14 protein-coding genes are annotated in these 16,631 nt (G+C 41.9%); 11 read left to right on the forward strand and 3 right to left on the reverse strand.

The window, feature by feature from the left end:
• Window positions 1–23 precede the first annotated feature (23 nt).
• Window positions 24–1,163 carry a tRNA guanosine(34) transglycosylase Tgt gene (gene tgt / locus QUF73_23220; GenBank protein MDM5229021.1) on the forward strand — a complete coding sequence of 380 codons (1,140 nt, stop codon included), beginning with the start codon at window positions 24–26 and terminating at the stop codon, window positions 1,161–1,163.
• A 71-nt stretch (window positions 1,164–1,234) separates the two neighbouring features.
• The gene (gene yajC / locus QUF73_23225; protein MDM5229022.1) at window positions 1,235–1,519 is read left to right on the forward strand and encodes a preprotein translocase subunit YajC; all 285 of its coding nucleotides are present in this window, start codon (window positions 1,235–1,237) and stop codon (window positions 1,517–1,519) included.
• A 40-nt stretch (window positions 1,520–1,559) separates the two neighbouring features.
• Here yajC and QUF73_23230 read toward each other — a convergent pair whose 3' ends face one another.
• Window positions 1,560–1,946: a TIGR04086 family membrane protein gene (locus tag QUF73_23230; protein ID MDM5229023.1), complete on the reverse strand. Its 387-nt coding sequence runs from the start codon at window positions 1,944–1,946 to the stop codon at window positions 1,560–1,562.
• Between the two features lie 198 nt (window positions 1,947–2,144).
• On the opposite strand from QUF73_23230, the gene QUF73_23235 reads away from it, so the two are divergent.
• Entirely contained in the window at window positions 2,145–2,795 is a 651-nt protein-coding gene (locus QUF73_23235) for a DUF421 domain-containing protein (protein ID MDM5229024.1), read from the forward strand.
• Between the two features lie 59 nt (window positions 2,796–2,854).
• Here QUF73_23235 and spoVB read toward each other — a convergent pair whose 3' ends face one another.
• Complete coding sequence (gene spoVB, locus QUF73_23240) at window positions 2,855–4,420, reverse strand: stage V sporulation protein B (protein ID MDM5229025.1); 1,566 nt, start codon at window positions 4,418–4,420, stop codon at window positions 2,855–2,857.
• A 123-nt stretch (window positions 4,421–4,543) separates the two neighbouring features.
• On the opposite strand from spoVB, the gene QUF73_23245 reads away from it, so the two are divergent.
• The 8 genes from QUF73_23245 (at window position 4,544) to dtd (ending at window position 14,773) form a co-directional block, all read left to right on the forward strand.
• A complete protein-coding gene (locus tag QUF73_23245) occupies window positions 4,544–4,840 on the forward strand; it encodes a post-transcriptional regulator (GenBank protein ID MDM5229026.1) in 297 nt (98 codons plus the stop codon).
• Window positions 4,841–5,137: 297 nt separating this feature from the next.
• A complete protein-coding gene (gene secDF, locus QUF73_23250; GenBank protein ID MDM5229027.1) occupies window positions 5,138–7,402 on the forward strand; it encodes a protein translocase subunit SecDF in 2,265 nt (754 codons plus the stop codon).
• Between the two features lie 142 nt (window positions 7,403–7,544).
• Window positions 7,545–8,447, forward strand: coding sequence for a cation diffusion facilitator family transporter (locus QUF73_23255; protein ID MDM5229028.1), 903 nt, complete (start codon window positions 7,545–7,547; stop codon window positions 8,445–8,447).
• A gap of 24 nt (window positions 8,448–8,471) precedes the next feature.
• On the forward strand, window positions 8,472–8,789 hold the full coding sequence (locus QUF73_23260; protein ID MDM5229029.1) for a DUF1049 domain-containing protein: 318 nt from the start codon (window positions 8,472–8,474) through the stop codon (window positions 8,787–8,789).
• Between the two features lie 161 nt (window positions 8,790–8,950).
• Window positions 8,951–11,320 (forward strand): single-stranded-DNA-specific exonuclease RecJ, encoded by a 2,370-nt coding sequence (gene recJ / locus QUF73_23265; protein MDM5229030.1) that lies wholly within the window; start codon window positions 8,951–8,953, stop codon window positions 11,318–11,320.
• Window positions 11,311–11,823 (forward strand): adenine phosphoribosyltransferase, encoded by a 513-nt coding sequence (locus tag QUF73_23270; GenBank protein MDM5229031.1) that lies wholly within the window; start codon window positions 11,311–11,313, stop codon window positions 11,821–11,823. Before recJ ends, QUF73_23270 begins: the two co-directional genes overlap by 10 nt.
• 299 nt (window positions 11,824–12,122) lie before the next feature.
• On the forward strand, window positions 12,123–14,318 hold the full coding sequence (locus QUF73_23275; GenBank protein MDM5229032.1) for a bifunctional (p)ppGpp synthetase/guanosine-3',5'-bis(diphosphate) 3'-pyrophosphohydrolase: 2,196 nt from the start codon (window positions 12,123–12,125) through the stop codon (window positions 14,316–14,318).
• A 14-nt stretch (window positions 14,319–14,332) separates the two neighbouring features.
• On the forward strand, window positions 14,333–14,773 hold the full coding sequence (dtd, locus tag QUF73_23280) for a D-aminoacyl-tRNA deacylase (protein ID MDM5229033.1): 441 nt from the start codon (window positions 14,333–14,335) through the stop codon (window positions 14,771–14,773).
• Window positions 14,774–14,823: 50 nt separating this feature from the next.
• Here the strand turns inward: dtd and QUF73_23285 are convergent, their stop codons facing one another.
• Window positions 14,824–16,569: an SH3 domain-containing protein gene (locus tag QUF73_23285; protein MDM5229034.1), complete on the reverse strand. Its 1,746-nt coding sequence runs from the start codon at window positions 16,567–16,569 to the stop codon at window positions 14,824–14,826.
• Between the last annotated feature and the right edge of the window lie 62 nt (window positions 16,570–16,631).

The raw sequence follows: 16,631 nt of genomic DNA on the forward strand, positions 1-16,631 counted from the left end.
TTAAATGGAAGGAGAACTGCAACTTGACTGCAATTCGTTATGAATTAATTAAAACATGTAAGCAAACTGGTGCCCGTCTGGGACGGGTCCATACGCCGCATGGATCTTTTGAAACCCCTGTGTTCATGCCCGTGGGAACACTCGCTACAGTAAAAACCATGTCCCCGGAAGAATTGGTGGAAATGGGAGCGGGCATTATTCTGAGCAATACTTACCACCTGTGGCTTCGACCGGGTCAGGAAATCGTGGAAGAAGCAGGCGGGCTGCATAAGTTTATGAATTGGGACCGGGCCATTTTAACAGATTCCGGCGGGTTTCAAGTGTTCAGCCTTAGTGAATTCCGTAAGATTGAAGAAGAAGGCGTTCATTTCAGGAATCACTTGAATGGCGACAAGCTATTTTTATCACCTGAAAAAGCAATGGATATTCAAAACTCGCTTGGTTCAGATATTATGATGGCATTTGATGAATGCCCTCCTTATCCAGCCTCCTTCGAATATATGAAGAAGTCAGTAGAGCGGACTTCCCGCTGGGCTGAGCGCTGCCTACAAGCACACAAACGCCCCAATGATCAGGGACTCTTCGGAATTATACAGGGCGGAGAATATGAGGAGCTGCGCAAACAAAGCGCGAGAGACTTAACATCTCTTGATTTCCCAGGGTATGCTGTGGGCGGTTTATCTGTGGGCGAGCCTAAAGATGTAATGAACCGTGTGCTTGAATTCACAACACCGCTTTTGCCGTCTGATAAGCCAAGATACCTTATGGGAGTAGGATCCCCCGATTCCCTGATTGATGGTTCAATCAGAGGGATTGATATGTTTGACTGTGTTCTTCCTACAAGGATTGCCAGAAACGGAACATTGATGACAAGTAATGGCCGACTGGTTGTTAAGAATGCAAAATTTGCAAGAGATTTTGGCCCTATTGATGAGAATTGCGATTGCTACACATGCCGCAATTACAGCCGTGCTTACATCAGGCATTTGATCCGCTGTGACGAAACATTTGGAATCAGGCTTACAACTTACCATAATCTCTATTTTCTGCTAAAATTAATGGAGCAGGTAAGACAGGCGATTAGAGACGATCGTTTGGGTGACTTTAGAGAAGAGTTTTTCGAAAGGTATGGATTCAATAAGCCTAACGCGAAGAACTTTTAATAAAAAAAAGAGAGTTCATTTAAGGAGCAGTTTTCCTTAAAGCGGAACAATCTTTGAAAGGGGGGAAAACTATGGAGCTTTTAGGAACATTAGGGCCATTATTGCTGATGTTTGTTTTATTCTATTTCCTGTTAATTCGTCCGCAGCAGAAACGCCAAAAGGCGGTTCAGCAAATGCAGAGTGATTTGAAAAAGGGAGATAAGGTTGTTACAATCGGCGGCCTTCATGGATTCGTTGATGCCATCGACGAAGACAAAGTGGTTATTAAATGTGGTGACGGAAGCCGTCTTACATACGATCGTGCAGCGATCCGCGAAGTAACGCAGGCAACTGGCGATGCATTAGCAAAATCTTAATATCAAAAAAAGAAGGTCCTGAATTTCAGGACCTTCTTTTTTAAGCAGTTCTTTTGGTGTTGAGATTTACTCCCAATATTCCGCCCATCATTGCTGTCAGCGTGAAACAGGTGTGGTATATCATTTGCTCCATATCAAATAAACTGTCATGTCCCAAATATTGAAATAGAAAAATAACGATTGAGTAAATAAGGCCTGTAAGGCCTCCAAGCAGCCAGCCTTTTTGCTTCCCTTTACCTCCGGATATAAACCCGCCCGCAAAAAGAGAAACAAACGAAACAGCAGTAATAATATACTGCAGGGAAGACTCCTGCAGCGAGGTAAACCGCAGCAGCAGTGAAAAAACGAGACTGCTCGCTACAGCAATGGCAAAAATGGCGATAATTCCATAAAGTACGGCGCTCCCGAAGTTCTTTGACTCTTCTATATTGACCCTCTCCCTTCTGAATCAGTAAATAGGAACAGCTTTTACCCCAGAGGCTATTCAGCTTAATCCTTAGTACAAGCATATTCACACAATGAAAAAATAGAATCGAAAATGTTCAAAGAAAAAACCTGATAAAATCATAAAAGTTCCAATATGCGGAAGGATATAAAGGATTGCATCAAAAGGAGTGCTGTAGAAGTGGAAGAATATTTAATCATTGTAGGAAGAACATTATTTCTCTATGCAGTCATTCTTCTTATTTTTAGACTAATGGGCAAAAGAGAAATTGGTGAATTAAGCATCCTGGATTTAGTCGTCTATATCATGATTGCTGAACTTGCAGTAGTGGCGATTGAAACTCCGGATTCAGAAATCCTGAAAAATGTGCTGCCAATGCTCCTTTTGATGGTTGTGCAGATTGTGCTGGCCCTATTTTCCCTGAAGAGCAAAACGTTCAGGGATGTCGTTGATGGCAAACCGACCATTATTATTAATAAAGGAAAAATTGATGAAAATGCCATGAGGAAACAGCGGTATAACTTTGATGACCTGCTTCTTCAGTTAAGAGAAAAAGATATTGCCAAAATCTCAGATGTGGAATTTGCCATCCTTGAATCTTCAGGTACTTTGTCAGTGTTTGAAAAAAAGGAAAGCAAAGAGGGGGGGATTACGATCCCTTTAATTATAGATGGCACAATTCAGAAAACTAATCTGGAAACGATAAATAAAAGTGACTTTTGGCTGCGTCAGGAGCTTAGAAAAGAGGGGTTTAAAGAGTTATCCAAAATATCATTCTGCAGCTATGAAAATGGCCAATTTTATGTAGATCTGCTCGACGAAAGGAAATAAATTAGCGGTCAGCTCAAGATATGCCAGTTTGTTGAGCTGACCCTGCTGATAAAGGCAAATTAACTAAATGCAAACCTTGATAACAGTCTGCCAATCCATGGGATCCGAATCAAATCATTCTTTTTAATGAGCTTAAAGAATAATAAGAGAATTATATATGCAGCAGTGATGGCGGAAGAAATCATAATTACCCTTACTGCTGTATTCAAGTCAGGAGAAAGTAAATCTTTGAGCATCCAGAAGCCAATGCCTCCTGACAAAAACATGGCAATGAACGTCTTTAGATAGTCCCTGACGAAAAAAGTAAACGAAATAGCTTTCAGTACTGTTGCAAAGTGAAGCATTGTCACCAGGACTGTGCCGGTCAGAATTCCCATCGCAACACCATTGATGCCAAATGCAGGCTGGCTGGCAAGAAGAAAGATGACAGCCGTTTTAACGACAGCGCCAATCAGACTGTTGATCATTGCGGCACGGGCCAGATTTAATGCCTGTAAAGTTGCCTGAAGAGGCCCCTGATAATAATAAAACAGAAAAAATGGCGCCATCAATTTAATAAAATGAGAACCGCTTGAGGAGCCGTACATTACTTCCATCAATTGATCAGAAAGGACATAAAGAACCACTACTGCCAGGCCGCCAGTAATAAATGCAAACCGAAGTGCCTGCTGAAGCCGGTATTCGATCAGACGCATATTATTTTGTGAATTTGCTTCGCTGATAGCCGGAACAAGAGATGTTGACAAAGAATAAGTAATAAACGATGGAAGCATCAGAAGAGGCATGGCAAAGCCGGTAAGAGCACCATATTGCTTCGTAGCCGCAACTGCCGCCACCCCTGCAAGTGCAAGACTCTGCGCTACCACAATCGGTTCAAAAAACCAGGCGACTGAACCGATCATTCTGCTGCCTGTCGTCGGAAGTGCAACGGTCATCAGTTCGTTAAATGTACTTTTTCCGGAAGAAACAAATTTAAAAAATTGTTTCCTGACTCTGAATTTCTTTTTAAGCTTAAATGTGGTCATTAAATAAAGCAATGATGCAAGCTCTCCTATGACAGCTGCCAGCATGGCTCCCGCTGCCGCATACTCAATTCCGTATGGCAGAAATGCCTTAGTCATCAAAGCGATCAGGCTGATTCGGACTATCTGTTCAATCATCTGGGAATAGGCAGCAGGCTTCATGTTCTGTCTGCCTTGGAAATAACCCCGGATGACAGAAGAAACCGCAATAATTGGAACGATTGGTGCAATCGCCATAAGCGGTAAGTGAGTCCGGTTATCAGTAAAGAGTGTCTCTGATAATAATGGAGCGAGCAAAATTAAAGCAGGAGTGAAAACAATTGAAAGTGAAATGGTTGTCGCTAAGGAAACCACTAATATTTTCTTGATTTTTGCTGTATCTCCCCTTGCCTCTGCCTCGGCCACATTCTTAGAAATAGCAACCGGCAGTCCAAGCTGTGTAATGGTGACGACAAGGATCATGGTTGGAAAAGCCATCATATAAAGGCCTACGCCTTCTTCTCCAATAAATCGGGCAATGACAATTCTGTTTATAAAACCCAGAACCCTGGTCACCAGGCCTGCAGCAAGCAGGATCATGGTACCTTTCAGAAATTTGGACATTCAACTCCCTGCCTTCTCAAAATGGGTATTATCATATACAATTATCTATATGCAAGATAGAGGACAAAGCATGACAAGCTATCATAATTTCCATGTGAATAATGGCGGGGAGGCGGCTGAAAGTTGAAAATCGGCCATGAATATGATTATTTTCGCACTACGGTAAAACCTGCATTGGAAAGCAAACTGGATGAATTTCGGCTGCTGGGTTATAAAAAAGTGACTGAACAGGAGCTCTGGGGCTTCCTGACAAAGAAAAAGTGGAAAAAACCAAAAGAAAATGTCAGGCTATTTGAAATTGTGGAAGAAATCATGGAGGTAAAAGTGAGTGAATACATTCACTATGCTACCATCGAGGCTTTTAAAGAAGCTGACTTTGCTTTTGATAATGAAGAAGAAAGAAGGGAACTATTAAAGTAGCCGGATTTCCAATTTTTACACAAATTAACATGATATAAGGCAAATTGACAGGTTTTACAATCTGTTTCATAATGAAAAGCGGAGTAAACGGTCTTTTTCATGTCATTGTTCATACATAAAGTGAAATTTAAGAACGAATGGTAAAAACCGGCTAGGTTCGAACGAAAATCTTATTACGGGAGGCTGCTTAACAGCTATGCAGCTTTCCGACGCAAGCCAGTATGGCAAATAATGCATCACAGATGCTAATGTGGTTATTTCAAATAGCGGGCGATAGCTAAGGAGGATTTATTCATAATGGTAAAGCGCAGCCGTATCGTTGCCTTTTTCCTGATTGTTTTATTATTGGGAAGCTTGGCAGGGGCAACGACAAACAACATCTTAAAAAATATTAAGCTAGGCCTTGATTTGCAGGGCGGATTTGAAGTGCTCTATGAGGTAACACCAAAAGATGGGCAGAAGGTAAATAAAGATGTCCTTGCAAGTACTGCTGAAGCACTGGATAGGCGAATCAATGTTCTCGGTGTCAGCGAGCCGAATATCCAGATTGAGGGAGATAAGCGGATCCGTGTTCAGCTTGCTGGTGTAACAGATCAGAATAAGGCAAGGGAAATTCTGTCCACAGAAGCTAATCTATCATTTAGAGATGTTAATGATCAATTGATGATGGATGGTTCAGACCTTGCTGAAAACGGTGCTAAGCAGACATTCGATGAAAACGGAAAGCCAAGTGTTTCATTGAAGCTAAAGAGTGCCAGCAAATTTAAAGATGTAACTCAAAAAATTGTCAATATGGGGGCGCCAAATAACCTGCTTGTCATTTGGCTTGATTTTGAAGAAGGCCAGGATTCATTCCAGGCAGAGTCAGCAAAAGAAGATCCAAAATACTTATCTGCTCCCCAGGTAAGCCAGATTTTTAATCAGGATACCGTGTCAATTGTTGGGAACTTTACGATTGAAGAAGCACAGACACTGTCGGATTTATTGAATGCCGGTTCCCTGCCTGTACAGCTCGATGAAGTTTATTCGACATCGGTAGGTGCGAAATTCGGTGAACAGGCAATGGAAACGACTATTCTTGCCGGTATCATTGGAATTGCAATTATATTTATCTACATGATTGCGGTATATCGTTTCCCTGGGTTTATAGCGACACTTACATTATCTTTCTATATTTATCTGATTTTACTCGTATTTGACTGGATGAATGGCGTATTGACACTGCCTGGTATTGCTGCGCTGATTCTGGGGGTTGGTATGGCTGTTGATGCAAATATCATTACCTACGAGAGAATCCGTGAAGAAATAAAAGTGGGCAGAACAATCAAATCAGCTTTCCAGGCTGGTGAGAAAAACTCACTTTCGACCATATTTGATGCAAATATCACAACGATACTAGCAGCAGGCGTTTTATTCATGTATGGGACAAGTTCTGTAAAAGGATTTGCTACCATGCTTATTATAAGTATCCTGGCAAGCTTTATTACTGCGGTTTATGGCACAAGGCTGCTTATGGGTCTTTGGGTCCATAGTAAAGCACTGAATAAAAAGCCAGGCTGGTTTGGGGTTAAGAAAAGTGAGATCAAAAATATTGCTGAAAATTACGATACCCTTGATTTGCCGACCAAGTTCGATAAATTTGATTTTGTAGGGCATCGCAGAAAGTTTTTCATTCTATCTGCTGTGTTAATTGCAGTGGGAATAATCGTTGTTTCCATATTCCGACTGAACCTCGGAATTGATTTTGCCAGCGGTACGCGCATCGAGCAGGTGGCTAATGAACCTTTAACCAAAGAGGAGCTCCAAACTGAATTATCAGCAGTAGGATTAGAGACTGATGATATTGTCATCTCAGGTGATAATAAAGAAACTGGTGTTGCAAGGTTAAAAGGTGTGCTGACAAAAGATGAAATTGCCGATTTAAAGACTCATTTTCATGAAAAATTCGGTCAAGATCCAAATGTCAGTACGGTTTCACCGACAGTTGGAAAGGAACTTGCCAAAAACGCGCTGATCGCTTTGGCCATAGCCTCTGTCGGCATTATCATCTACGTAACCATTCGTTTTGAAATCAAAATGGCTGTTCCTGCAGTTCTTGCGCTTCTGCATGATGCCTTCTTTATAATCGCTGTATTTAGCTTTACGCGTCTTGAAGTGGACATTACTTTCATTGCAGCAGTACTGACGGTAGTCGGTTATTCGATCAACGATACAATCGTAACGTTCGACCGGATGCGTGAAAATATGCAGAAAAAGAAAAAGCTCAAATCATTCGAGGATATTGCTGATGTTGTAAACAAAAGTCTTCGCCAAACGCTTGGCCGCTCAGTGAATACTGTTTTAACTGTTGTATTTACTGTCGTAGCGCTATTGGTGTTTGGAAGTGAGTCAATCAGAAATTTCTCGTTTGCGCTTCTGATCGGTTTAATCGCAGGTACCTATTCATCGATTTTCCTTGCTGCGCAGATGTGGGCAGTATGGAAAGGCAAAGAACTGAAAGAAAAAGGCGTTATTAATACCGTAAAAGAAAAACGCAAAGTCAGTGACGAACCTCAAGTATAATACTTTCAAAAACTCAGGCGAATGCCTGAGTTTTTTTTTATTAATCTGAAATACAGGATGCCGTCTGTTTTACAAAAATGGTTAATGATTCCGGAAAATAGGATAAACTAAAAACAAGTTCAGGGAGGAAGGAAGTATCGCTTTGGAAAATAACGATCGTTTTAAGAAAGCTGAATTTGCAGCTATAATTGGCATCGTGGGCAATATTATTCTTGCTGCCATCAAATGGGGAATAGGCGTTTATTCAGGGAGTAAAGCGCTCGTGGCGGATGCGGTCCATTCTGCTTCAGATGTAGCCGGATCCTTTGCTGTGTATTTGGGGCTGAGAGCTGCAAAACAGCCGCCGGATGAGGATCACCCATATGGTCATGGAAAGGCTGAATTGATTGCAGCCATAATTGTTGCGGTCTTGCTGTTCCTCGTGGGAATTGAAATCGGCAAAGCATCATTTGAGTCATTTTTTTCGCCAATTGAACCTCCAAAAGCAATTGCGATTGCTGCAGTGCTGGTTTCTATCATTGTGAAAGAAGCAATGTTTCGTTATAAGTATAATTTGGGAAAGAAACTTAACAGTGATGCTTTAATTGTAAATGCCTATGAACACCGTTCAGATGTATATTCATCAATTGCAGCTTTAATAGGCATTGGATGTGCGATTATTGGCGGAAGAATGGGGATCGAATGGCTTGAGTATGCAGATCCTGTTGCTGGCCTCATTGTCTCCCTTATGATTCTCCAGATGGCATGGCGGCTGGGTAAAGAATCAATTCATAGCACACTTGATCATGTGCTTCATGAAGAAGATACACTTGAGATGCGCCAAACTGCTGAATCCGTTGAACAGGTTAAAAGGATTGATGAACTGCACGCCAGGGAACACGGACATTATGTAATTGTAGATATTAAAGTTTCAGTGGATCCGAATATGACTGTTGAGGATGGCCATCGGGTGGGCAAAGAAGTGAAACGCAAACTGCTTGGATTGGAAAATGTGCAAAATGTATTTGTGCACATTAATCCTTATAGGGAAGAGCGCATAAATTAGAGAATATATTTGGGAGAGGATTGTATGAAATTTCAATGGGCTTTATTATTTGGTTTTTTATTTGCACTAATAGTTGCTGTTTTTGCAGTAATCAATGTTGATAATGTAACGGTAAACTACTTGTTTGGGCAAAGCCAGTGGCCGCTCATTCTTGTGATTTTAGGATCAGTCCTTATGGGAGGATTGATTGTCGGTTCTGTAGGCCTTGTCCGCATTTATTCACTTCAAAGGAAAGTGAAAATATTAAAAAAGGAAAATGAAAAGCTGAATGCAGGACATGCGGTAAAGGATAATGCCGATAAAGAAGAGTCCGAAAAAGAACTGGATAGGGATATACATTAAAATAAAACAGGCTTGGGCTTTTGCTCAAGTTTTTCTTTTGCTCTCAAAAAATGACCGGCAATTAATATCTTTCTTTCCAAAACTGTATGGAATATCCCGATTTTAACTTATTGAAACACATGTCCCCCTCTTGTATAATTAATAAGCTGAGGGGTGAACGTATGTTACATTCAAGAACGCGATGGATTGTTCGGCAAACACAGGAGGATAAGGTGCAGCAGCTTTCAAAGGAATTGAATATTGCTCCTCTTGCCGCATCGCTGTTAATTAATCGCGGAATGGATACCGTTGATTCAGCACGGTATTTTTTATTGGATAAAGACCAGGAATTTCATGATCCTTTTTTAATGTCAGATATGGAAAATGCTGTTTCCAGAATAAAAGAAGCAATTGAAAAACAGGAACCTATCTTAATTTTTGGTGATTATGATGCGGACGGAGTGACAAGCACTTCTGTCATGATGATGGCACTTAGAGATCTCGGTGCTGACGTCCAATTCTACATACCAAATCGATTTACTGAAGGCTATGGACCTAATATCCCGGCTTTTGAACATGCCGCTGATGCCGGAATCCGTTTAATTATTACTGTAGATACAGGGATATCGGCTGTAAATGAAGCAAAGGCTGCAAAAGAGCTTGGGATGGATTTAATTATTACAGATCACCATGAGCCTGGCCCGGAGCTTCCTGAAGCATGGGCAATTGTGCACCCTAAGCATCCGGACAGCAGATACCCATTCCGGGAACTGGCCGGAGTTGGAGTAGCATTTAAGCTTGCACATGCGCTATATGGTGAACTTCCTGATCACCTTTTGGAAATAGCTGCAATTGGCACAATTGCCGATCTTGTTTCTTTAACGGGAGAGAACAGGCTTATTGCCAAGCGCGGGATTCAAAAGCTGAAATCAACTAAGAATACAGGTTTGAATGCCTTGTTTAAAGCTGCTGGAATTGAACTTCCATCCATTAGTGAAGAAACAATCGGCTTTACAATCGGGCCTCGCCTCAATGCAGCCGGCAGGCTTGAAAGTGCGGATCCTGCAGTGGATTTGCTCCTGACAAACGATCCTTATGAAGCACAAGCTATTGCCGAAGAAATTGAAATGTTAAATAAAGAGAGGCAAGCTATTGTCAATGACATTGCGGCACAAGCGTTTAAAGAGGTCGAAACAAATTTTCCAATCAGTGAGAATTCAGTAATTGTTGTAGGCAAAGAAGGCTGGAATGCCGGTGTAATCGGAATAGTAGCTTCAAAGCTTGTTGAAAAGTTTTACCGCCCGGCCATTGTTCTCAGTTATGACAGTGAAAAAAGGCTGGCAAAGGGATCAGCAAGAAGTATAGAAGGTTTTGATCTGTTCAAAAATCTTTCTGAATGCCGGGATATCCTACCCCACTTTGGAGGGCATCCAATGGCGGCAGGAATGACATTGTCAATTGAATCGGTCGATGACCTCAGGGATAGACTGAATACTCTTGCAAATGAACAGCTGACCGAGGAAGATTATATTCCGGTAACCAGCATTGATGGCGTCTTCCATCTAAAGGATATCAGCCTCTCTTCTATTGAGGAAATGCAGCTGCTTGCCCCATTTGGGATGGGAAATCCAAAACCGAAAGTTATGATAAAAGAGGCCAATATTGCCGCTATGAGAAAAATCGGATCTGATCAAACTCATATAAAGGTCACTATCGAGAATGATGGATCTTCCCTTGATGGAATCGGCTTTGGCCTCGGACATTTGCATGAGCATATTTCACCATATTCCAAGCTATCGGTTATTGGTGAATTATCCATTAATGAATGGAATAATATTAAAAAACCGCAAATATTCCTGCAGGATATGGCAGTGAACTCCTGGCAGCTATTCGATATCCGGAGTTTAAAGCGGCTCGAAAGGCTTCAAAGCGTCATTCCTGAGGTAAACACAACTTGGATATTTTTTAATGAGGAATATATATCAAAGTTTAGGACATTCGCAGAGAAAAATATGGTGAAAATAACATCTGAAGAGGATGCAAAAGCTTTAAAATTGGAAGGCTCAAACATCGTGCTTGCAGATTTGCCGCCTTCAAAGGCAATGCTTGCTCATGTATTCTCTGGAAAAAAACCTGCCAGAATATATGCTCATTTTTATAAAGAGGACAGTGACTATTTCAGCACTATTCCAACAAGAGATCATTTTAAGTGGTATTTTGCCCTGCTTGCTAAAAAAGGCTCGATCGATATCAGGCGTCATGGGAATGATATAGCGAAGCATAAGGGATGGAGCAGGGAAACGGTAGATTTTATGTCTCAAGTGTTTTTTGAATTGGATTTTGTTAAAATAAATAATGGTGTCATTTCGTTAAACAATACATCAATTAAACGTGATTTAGCTGATTCGCGAACCTATCAGCTTAAACAGGCACAATACACTCTTGAGAGCGATTTGCTCTATTCATCCTTTCAGCAGCTCAAAGACTGGTTTGATGAAGTTATGCAAGGGGCTGTAAAACTTGAGGAGGCAAAGGAAGAAAAATGGACTTAAAACAGTATATAACAATTGTTGAAGATTGGCCGAAGCCAGGCATAAAATTTAAAGATATTACAACACTTATGGACAACGGTGAGGCGTATAAGTATGCGACTGACCAAATTGTTGAATATGCCCGTGAAAAGAAAATTGATTTGGTTGTTGGCCCGGAAGCCCGCGGATTCATCATCGGCTGCCCTGTTGCTTATTCATTAGGTGTAGGTTTTGCCCCTGTCCGCAAAGAAGGAAAACTTCCCCGTGAAACAGTCAAGGTTAATTATGGCCTGGAATATGGCAAAGATGTTTTAACCATTCATAAAGATGCCATCAAACCCGGGCAAAGAGTTCTGATTACTGACGATCTCCTTGCGACAGGCGGAACAATCGATGCAACCATCCAGCTGGTTGAAGAACTTGGCGGAGTAGTGGCAGGCATTGCATTCCTTATCGAATTAACTTACCTTGACGGCCGTAAAAAGCTTGACGACTACGATATTCTGACATTGATGCAGTATTAATTATTTTTTCATACCAGGAGAGCGCCAGACGAAATGGCGCTCTTTTTAATTTATCTGTGAAAATAGATATATAAAGTGCTTCCAAAACCAATTATGGAAAAACAATAAAGAAATTCGGACAAAAAACGACAAAATTTCTGTTATTCCCATAAAAATAACAGTCTATCCCTTTACATCTTCACTTTTTTTTTCGATAATAGTAGCAATATTAATTTTTTTTATAACTTGTTATAAATGACCAATTTCAAAATTTTTACATTATGCAAAAGCATAAAATTCAGGGAGATAAAGGTGATTCCATGGCGAACGATCAAGTTCTGACCGCCGAGCAAGTCATCAACAGAGCAAAAGAATATTTAAACGATGAGCATGCAGAGCTTGTAAAAAAAGCGTACGAGTTTGCCAAGCATGCCCACCGTGAACAATATAGGAAGTCCGGTGAACCATACATTATCCATCCAATTCAAGTGGCAGGCATCCTTGCTGACCTGGAGATGGATCCATCAACGGTTGCTGCCGGCTTTCTTCACGATGTGGTTGAAGACACCGAAGTCTCGTTGGAGAATATCGAAGAAGCCTTCAATTCAGAAGTGGCAATGCTTGTCGATGGTGTAACAAAACTGGGGAAAATTAAATATAAATCACAGGAAGAGCAGCAGGCTGAAAACCATCGGAAAATGTTTGTGGCAATGGCCCAGGACATCCGTGTGATCCTAATTAAGCTTGCTGACCGTCTTCATAATATGCGGACACTTAAGCATCTGCCAGCTGAAAAGCAGCGCCGCATTTCAAACGAAACGCTTGAAATTTTTGCCCCTCTTGCCCATAGGCTTGGAATTTCAAAGATTAAGTGGGAGCTTGAAGATACGGCTCTAAGGTACCTAAATCCGCAGCAATATTATCGGATTGTAAACCTGATGAAGAAAAAAAGAGCGGAACGGGAAGAGTATTTAGATGATGTTATCAATGTCATGCGGGGCAGACTGTCAGAGGTTTCAATTAAAGCAGAGATATCCGGCCGCCCTAAGCATATATACAGCATCTATCGAAAAATGGCGCTTCAAAATAAGCAATTCAATGAGATATATGATCTGCTTGCTGTACGCATTGTTGTAAGCAGCATTAAAGATTGCTATGCGGTTCTCGGGATCATTCATACATGCTGGAAGCCGATGCCCGGCCGTTTTAAAGATTATATTGCCATGCCTAAACAGAATATGTATCAATCTCTTCATACTACGGTTATCGGGCCAAAAGGTGACCCGCTGGAAGTCCAGATCCGTACCATGGATATGCACAGAATTGCAGAGTTTGGTATTGCTGCCCATTGGGCTTATAAAGAAGGAAAAAGAGTGAATGAGGGCTCTTCTTTTGAGGAGAAGCTGACATGGTTCCGTGAAATCCTGGAGTTTCAGGATGATGCTGCAAATGCTGAAGAGTTCATGGAATCACTGAAGATCGATTTGTTTTCCGATATGGTGTTTGTCTTTACTCCTAAAGGGGATGTCATCGAACTTCCTTCCGGCTCTGTTCCAATTGACTTTGCTTACCGGATTCATTCGGAAATTGGAAATAAGACAATCGGTGCCAAGGTCAATGGAAAAATGGTCACGCTGGATTATAAACTGAAGACCGGCGATATCATCGAAATTCTGACATCCAAGCATTCCTATGGACCGAGCAAAGATTGGCTGAAGCTTGCTCAGACTTCACAGGCAAAAAATAGAATCCGGACTTTCTTCAAAAAGCAAAGAAAAGAAGAGAATGTGGAAAAAGGGAAAGAGCTTGTTGAGCGGGAGATTCGCAATATGGATTTCGACCTGAAGGAAATTTTGACATCTGAAAATGTTAAAAGGGTCGCAGAGAAATTCAATTTTGCCACAGAGGAAGATATGTATGCCGCCGTTGGCTATAACGGGGTAACGGCACTTCAGGTAGCCAACAGGCTGACAGAAAAATGGCGCAAGAAACGAGATCTCGAACAAACCTCCGATATTACAAATGCTGTTTCGGAACTGAAGACTTTTCCATCTGCAAAAAAACGCGAATCCGGTGTCCGGGTGTCAGGCATTGATAACCTGCTGATTCGCCTTTCACGCTGCTGTAATCCTGTCCCGGGAGATGAAATCGTCGGGTTTATCACAAAGGGCAGAGGAGTCTCTGTACACCGTGATGATTGTCCTAATATAGAAACGGATGATGCGAAACAAAGGCTCATCCCGGTTGAGTGGGAAACAGCCTTAAATGACCGGAAAGAATACAATGTTGAAATTGAAATTACCGGTTATGACCGCAGGGGATTATTGAACGAGGTCCTTCAGGCTGTTAATGAAACAAAAACCAACATCTCAGCAGTATCAGGACGATCCGACCGCAATAAATCAGCAACGATTAATATGTCCATTGCCATACACAATGTCAGCCACCTGCAAAAGGTTGTGGAACGAATCAAACAAATTCCTGATATTTATGCAGTAAGAAGGATTATGAACTAAGGGGAGCAGATAGAATGCGTGTTGTAGTGCAGCGAAGCAAAGAAGCCAGCGTTACGGTGGATGGCAAAACCGTAGGAAGCATCAAAAAGGGGTTTGTTTTGCTCGTTGGAGTCACCCATGAAGATAAGGAAGAGGACGCAGCTTTTCTGGCTGATAAGGTTGCCAATCTTCGCGTCTTCGAAGATGAAAATGGCAAAATGAATTTATCACTGCTGGATCAGGAAGGTGAAATTCTTTCGGTTTCCCAGTTTACTTTATATGGAGATTGCCGAAAGGGCAGACGGCCCAATTTCATGGAAGCGGCAAGCCCTGCGCATGCTGTAAAAATCTACGATGCTTTTAACCGGTTTTTAGAAGCTAAAGGCCTGAAAGTAGAAACAGGTGAATTCGGCGCCATGATGGATGTTCAATTAACCAACGATGGACCAGTTACGTTAATTTTAGAAAGCAAGTAAAGTTTTTTAATTAAGCAAAAAGCCCCGGCAAACATTTGCCGGGGCTTTTGCTAATTTTTGAAATAACGGGCAAGTCCCTGAAAAATTCCTGCTGCTGCCGATTGCTGGTACTGTGCAGAAGCAATCAAAGCTTCTTCAGCCGGATTGCTCAGATATCCAAGTTCGATTAAAACGGCATTGCGTTTATTCTCTCTTATCACATGATAATCTCCGACTCTATAGCCCCGATCTCTCAGGTTTGTCATCGCTGTTACATTAGAGTGGATATTGGCTGCAAGTTCCTTTTGAAAAGAATGATAGTAATAGGTAGTCGCCCCTCTTGCAGTCCGATCTGGCGTGCTGTCATAATGAATGCTGATAAAAGCATCTGCATTATGATAATGTGAAATGCCTACTCTGGAAGGCAGCGGCAAATAGGTATCTCCGTTCCTGGTCAGAATGACATTGGCACCTGCCGCCCTTAGTTTATCGGCGAGCAATTGAGCGGTCCTGATCGTTATATCCTTTTCACGGGTCCCTCGGGCTCCTGTTGTCCCGTTATCACGGCCTCCATGGCCGGGATCAAGGACGATTGTTTTATTTTTCAGGTGCTTTTCCGCCCCCGGTTTTGTTATTGCAGGTGCAGATCCCTCAACGGTGACGATCCATCCGGCAACAAAACCCTGCCCGCCATTTGGAAGGCGAATTTCATACCAATCGTTATTCAGACTGATAATTTCAAAGCTATCCCCTTTATTTGCCCTGTGAATGACAGACGATTGGGTACTCGCTTTTTTCCTAATATTTGATCCGTTATGTAATATAATTGCAGAACTGCCGTTTACACCTTGCTGGGAAGAGCCGGAATTCTTCCCGGCGGCTATGTCTATGAACCAGCTTGCCACCCATCCATAAGAATCAGGCTGATATTCTATCTTTGCCCAATTATCAGCTTGCTCAAGAATAGGGAAAGTTTGTCCTTTTGTAACAGAACCAATTGGTTTCCCATTTAACGATCCTTTATTTCTTACGGTTAAAGAGGTTGCTGTAACAGTGCCGGATTTCCCGGATGCTGACTGTTTTGGTTTACTTTCTGATGGTGAAGATTGAACAGTAATATATTGGCTGCTGATCCATCCGGTATTGCCCGAGAAAGAGATTTCTGTCCAGCTGTCATTTTGAGAAAAAACAGCTACTGTCTCCCCTGAATTTAGTTTGCCGATGATGTCACTTTGAAGCGATGGCTTGTTTCTCACATTTAGGGAGTTTGCTGTGATTTTCCCGGTTTTGCTGCTGCTTAGTGAATTTTTCTTTTGGCTGCCGCTGTATTGGACGAATTCATTTGCGACCCATCCATCTCCATAAGGAGTTTGGATCTTAACCCAGCTTCCTTCTGTGCCCTTGACCTTATAGGCTGTTCCTTTCTGGATAGTCCCCATAACACCGTAACTTGTACCAGGTCCCTTTCTCACCCTCAGGCCATCTGCTGTGATGATTGCCTGGGAATTTGTCCTGCCGGCTTTTTCTCCTGTCTGACTGGTGGTCATATCGGAAACAAGCCAGCTGGCCACATAGCCATTTTCCCCCTGGAAATTAATTTTAATCCATTCTCCTTCACGGGAAAGGGTGTTAAATTGATCTCCTTTCTGGGCTTGTCCCAGAATTGGATAGCTTAAGCCTGGTCCTTGACGGACGTTAAGATTATTGGTGGTAATTGTTACAGAACTGTTTTCAGCTTTAACCTGTGTTTCCGCCTGTGTTATGCCAGCCAAAAGCATGAGGCATATCACGAGAATAAGTGGTTTTCTTTTCTCCAACAGGCCGCCTCCTTTCATAATTAAAATCCTTATTAACAGAAAAACAAACAAGGTGCCGGCAG

Source organism: Cytobacillus sp. NJ13 (assembly GCA_030348385.1).
Lineage (GTDB): Bacteria > Bacillota > Bacilli > Bacillales > Cytobacillaceae > Cytobacillus.

What these genes read in the sequence shown, in the direction of transcription:
- dtd (MDM5229033.1), top strand. Translation starts at nt 14,333, where the DNA reads ATGCGTGTTGTAGTGCAGCGAAGCAAAGAAGCCAGCGTTACGGTGGAT.
- QUF73_23260 (MDM5229029.1), top strand. Translation starts at nt 8,472, where the DNA reads ATGAAATTTCAATGGGCTTTATTATTTGGTTTTTTATTTGCACTAATA.
- yajC (MDM5229022.1), top strand. Translation starts at nt 1,235, where the DNA reads ATGGAGCTTTTAGGAACATTAGGGCCATTATTGCTGATGTTTGTTTTA.
- spoVB (MDM5229025.1), bottom strand. Translation starts at nt 4,420, where the DNA reads ATGTCCAAATTTCTGAAAGGTACCATGATCCTGCTTGCTGCAGGCCTG.
- recJ (MDM5229030.1), top strand. Translation starts at nt 8,951, where the DNA reads ATGTTACATTCAAGAACGCGATGGATTGTTCGGCAAACACAGGAGGAT.
- QUF73_23270 (MDM5229031.1), top strand. Translation starts at nt 11,311, where the DNA reads ATGGACTTAAAACAGTATATAACAATTGTTGAAGATTGGCCGAAGCCA.
- secDF (MDM5229027.1), top strand. Translation starts at nt 5,138, where the DNA reads ATGGTAAAGCGCAGCCGTATCGTTGCCTTTTTCCTGATTGTTTTATTA.
- QUF73_23275 (MDM5229032.1), top strand. Translation starts at nt 12,123, where the DNA reads ATGGCGAACGATCAAGTTCTGACCGCCGAGCAAGTCATCAACAGAGCA.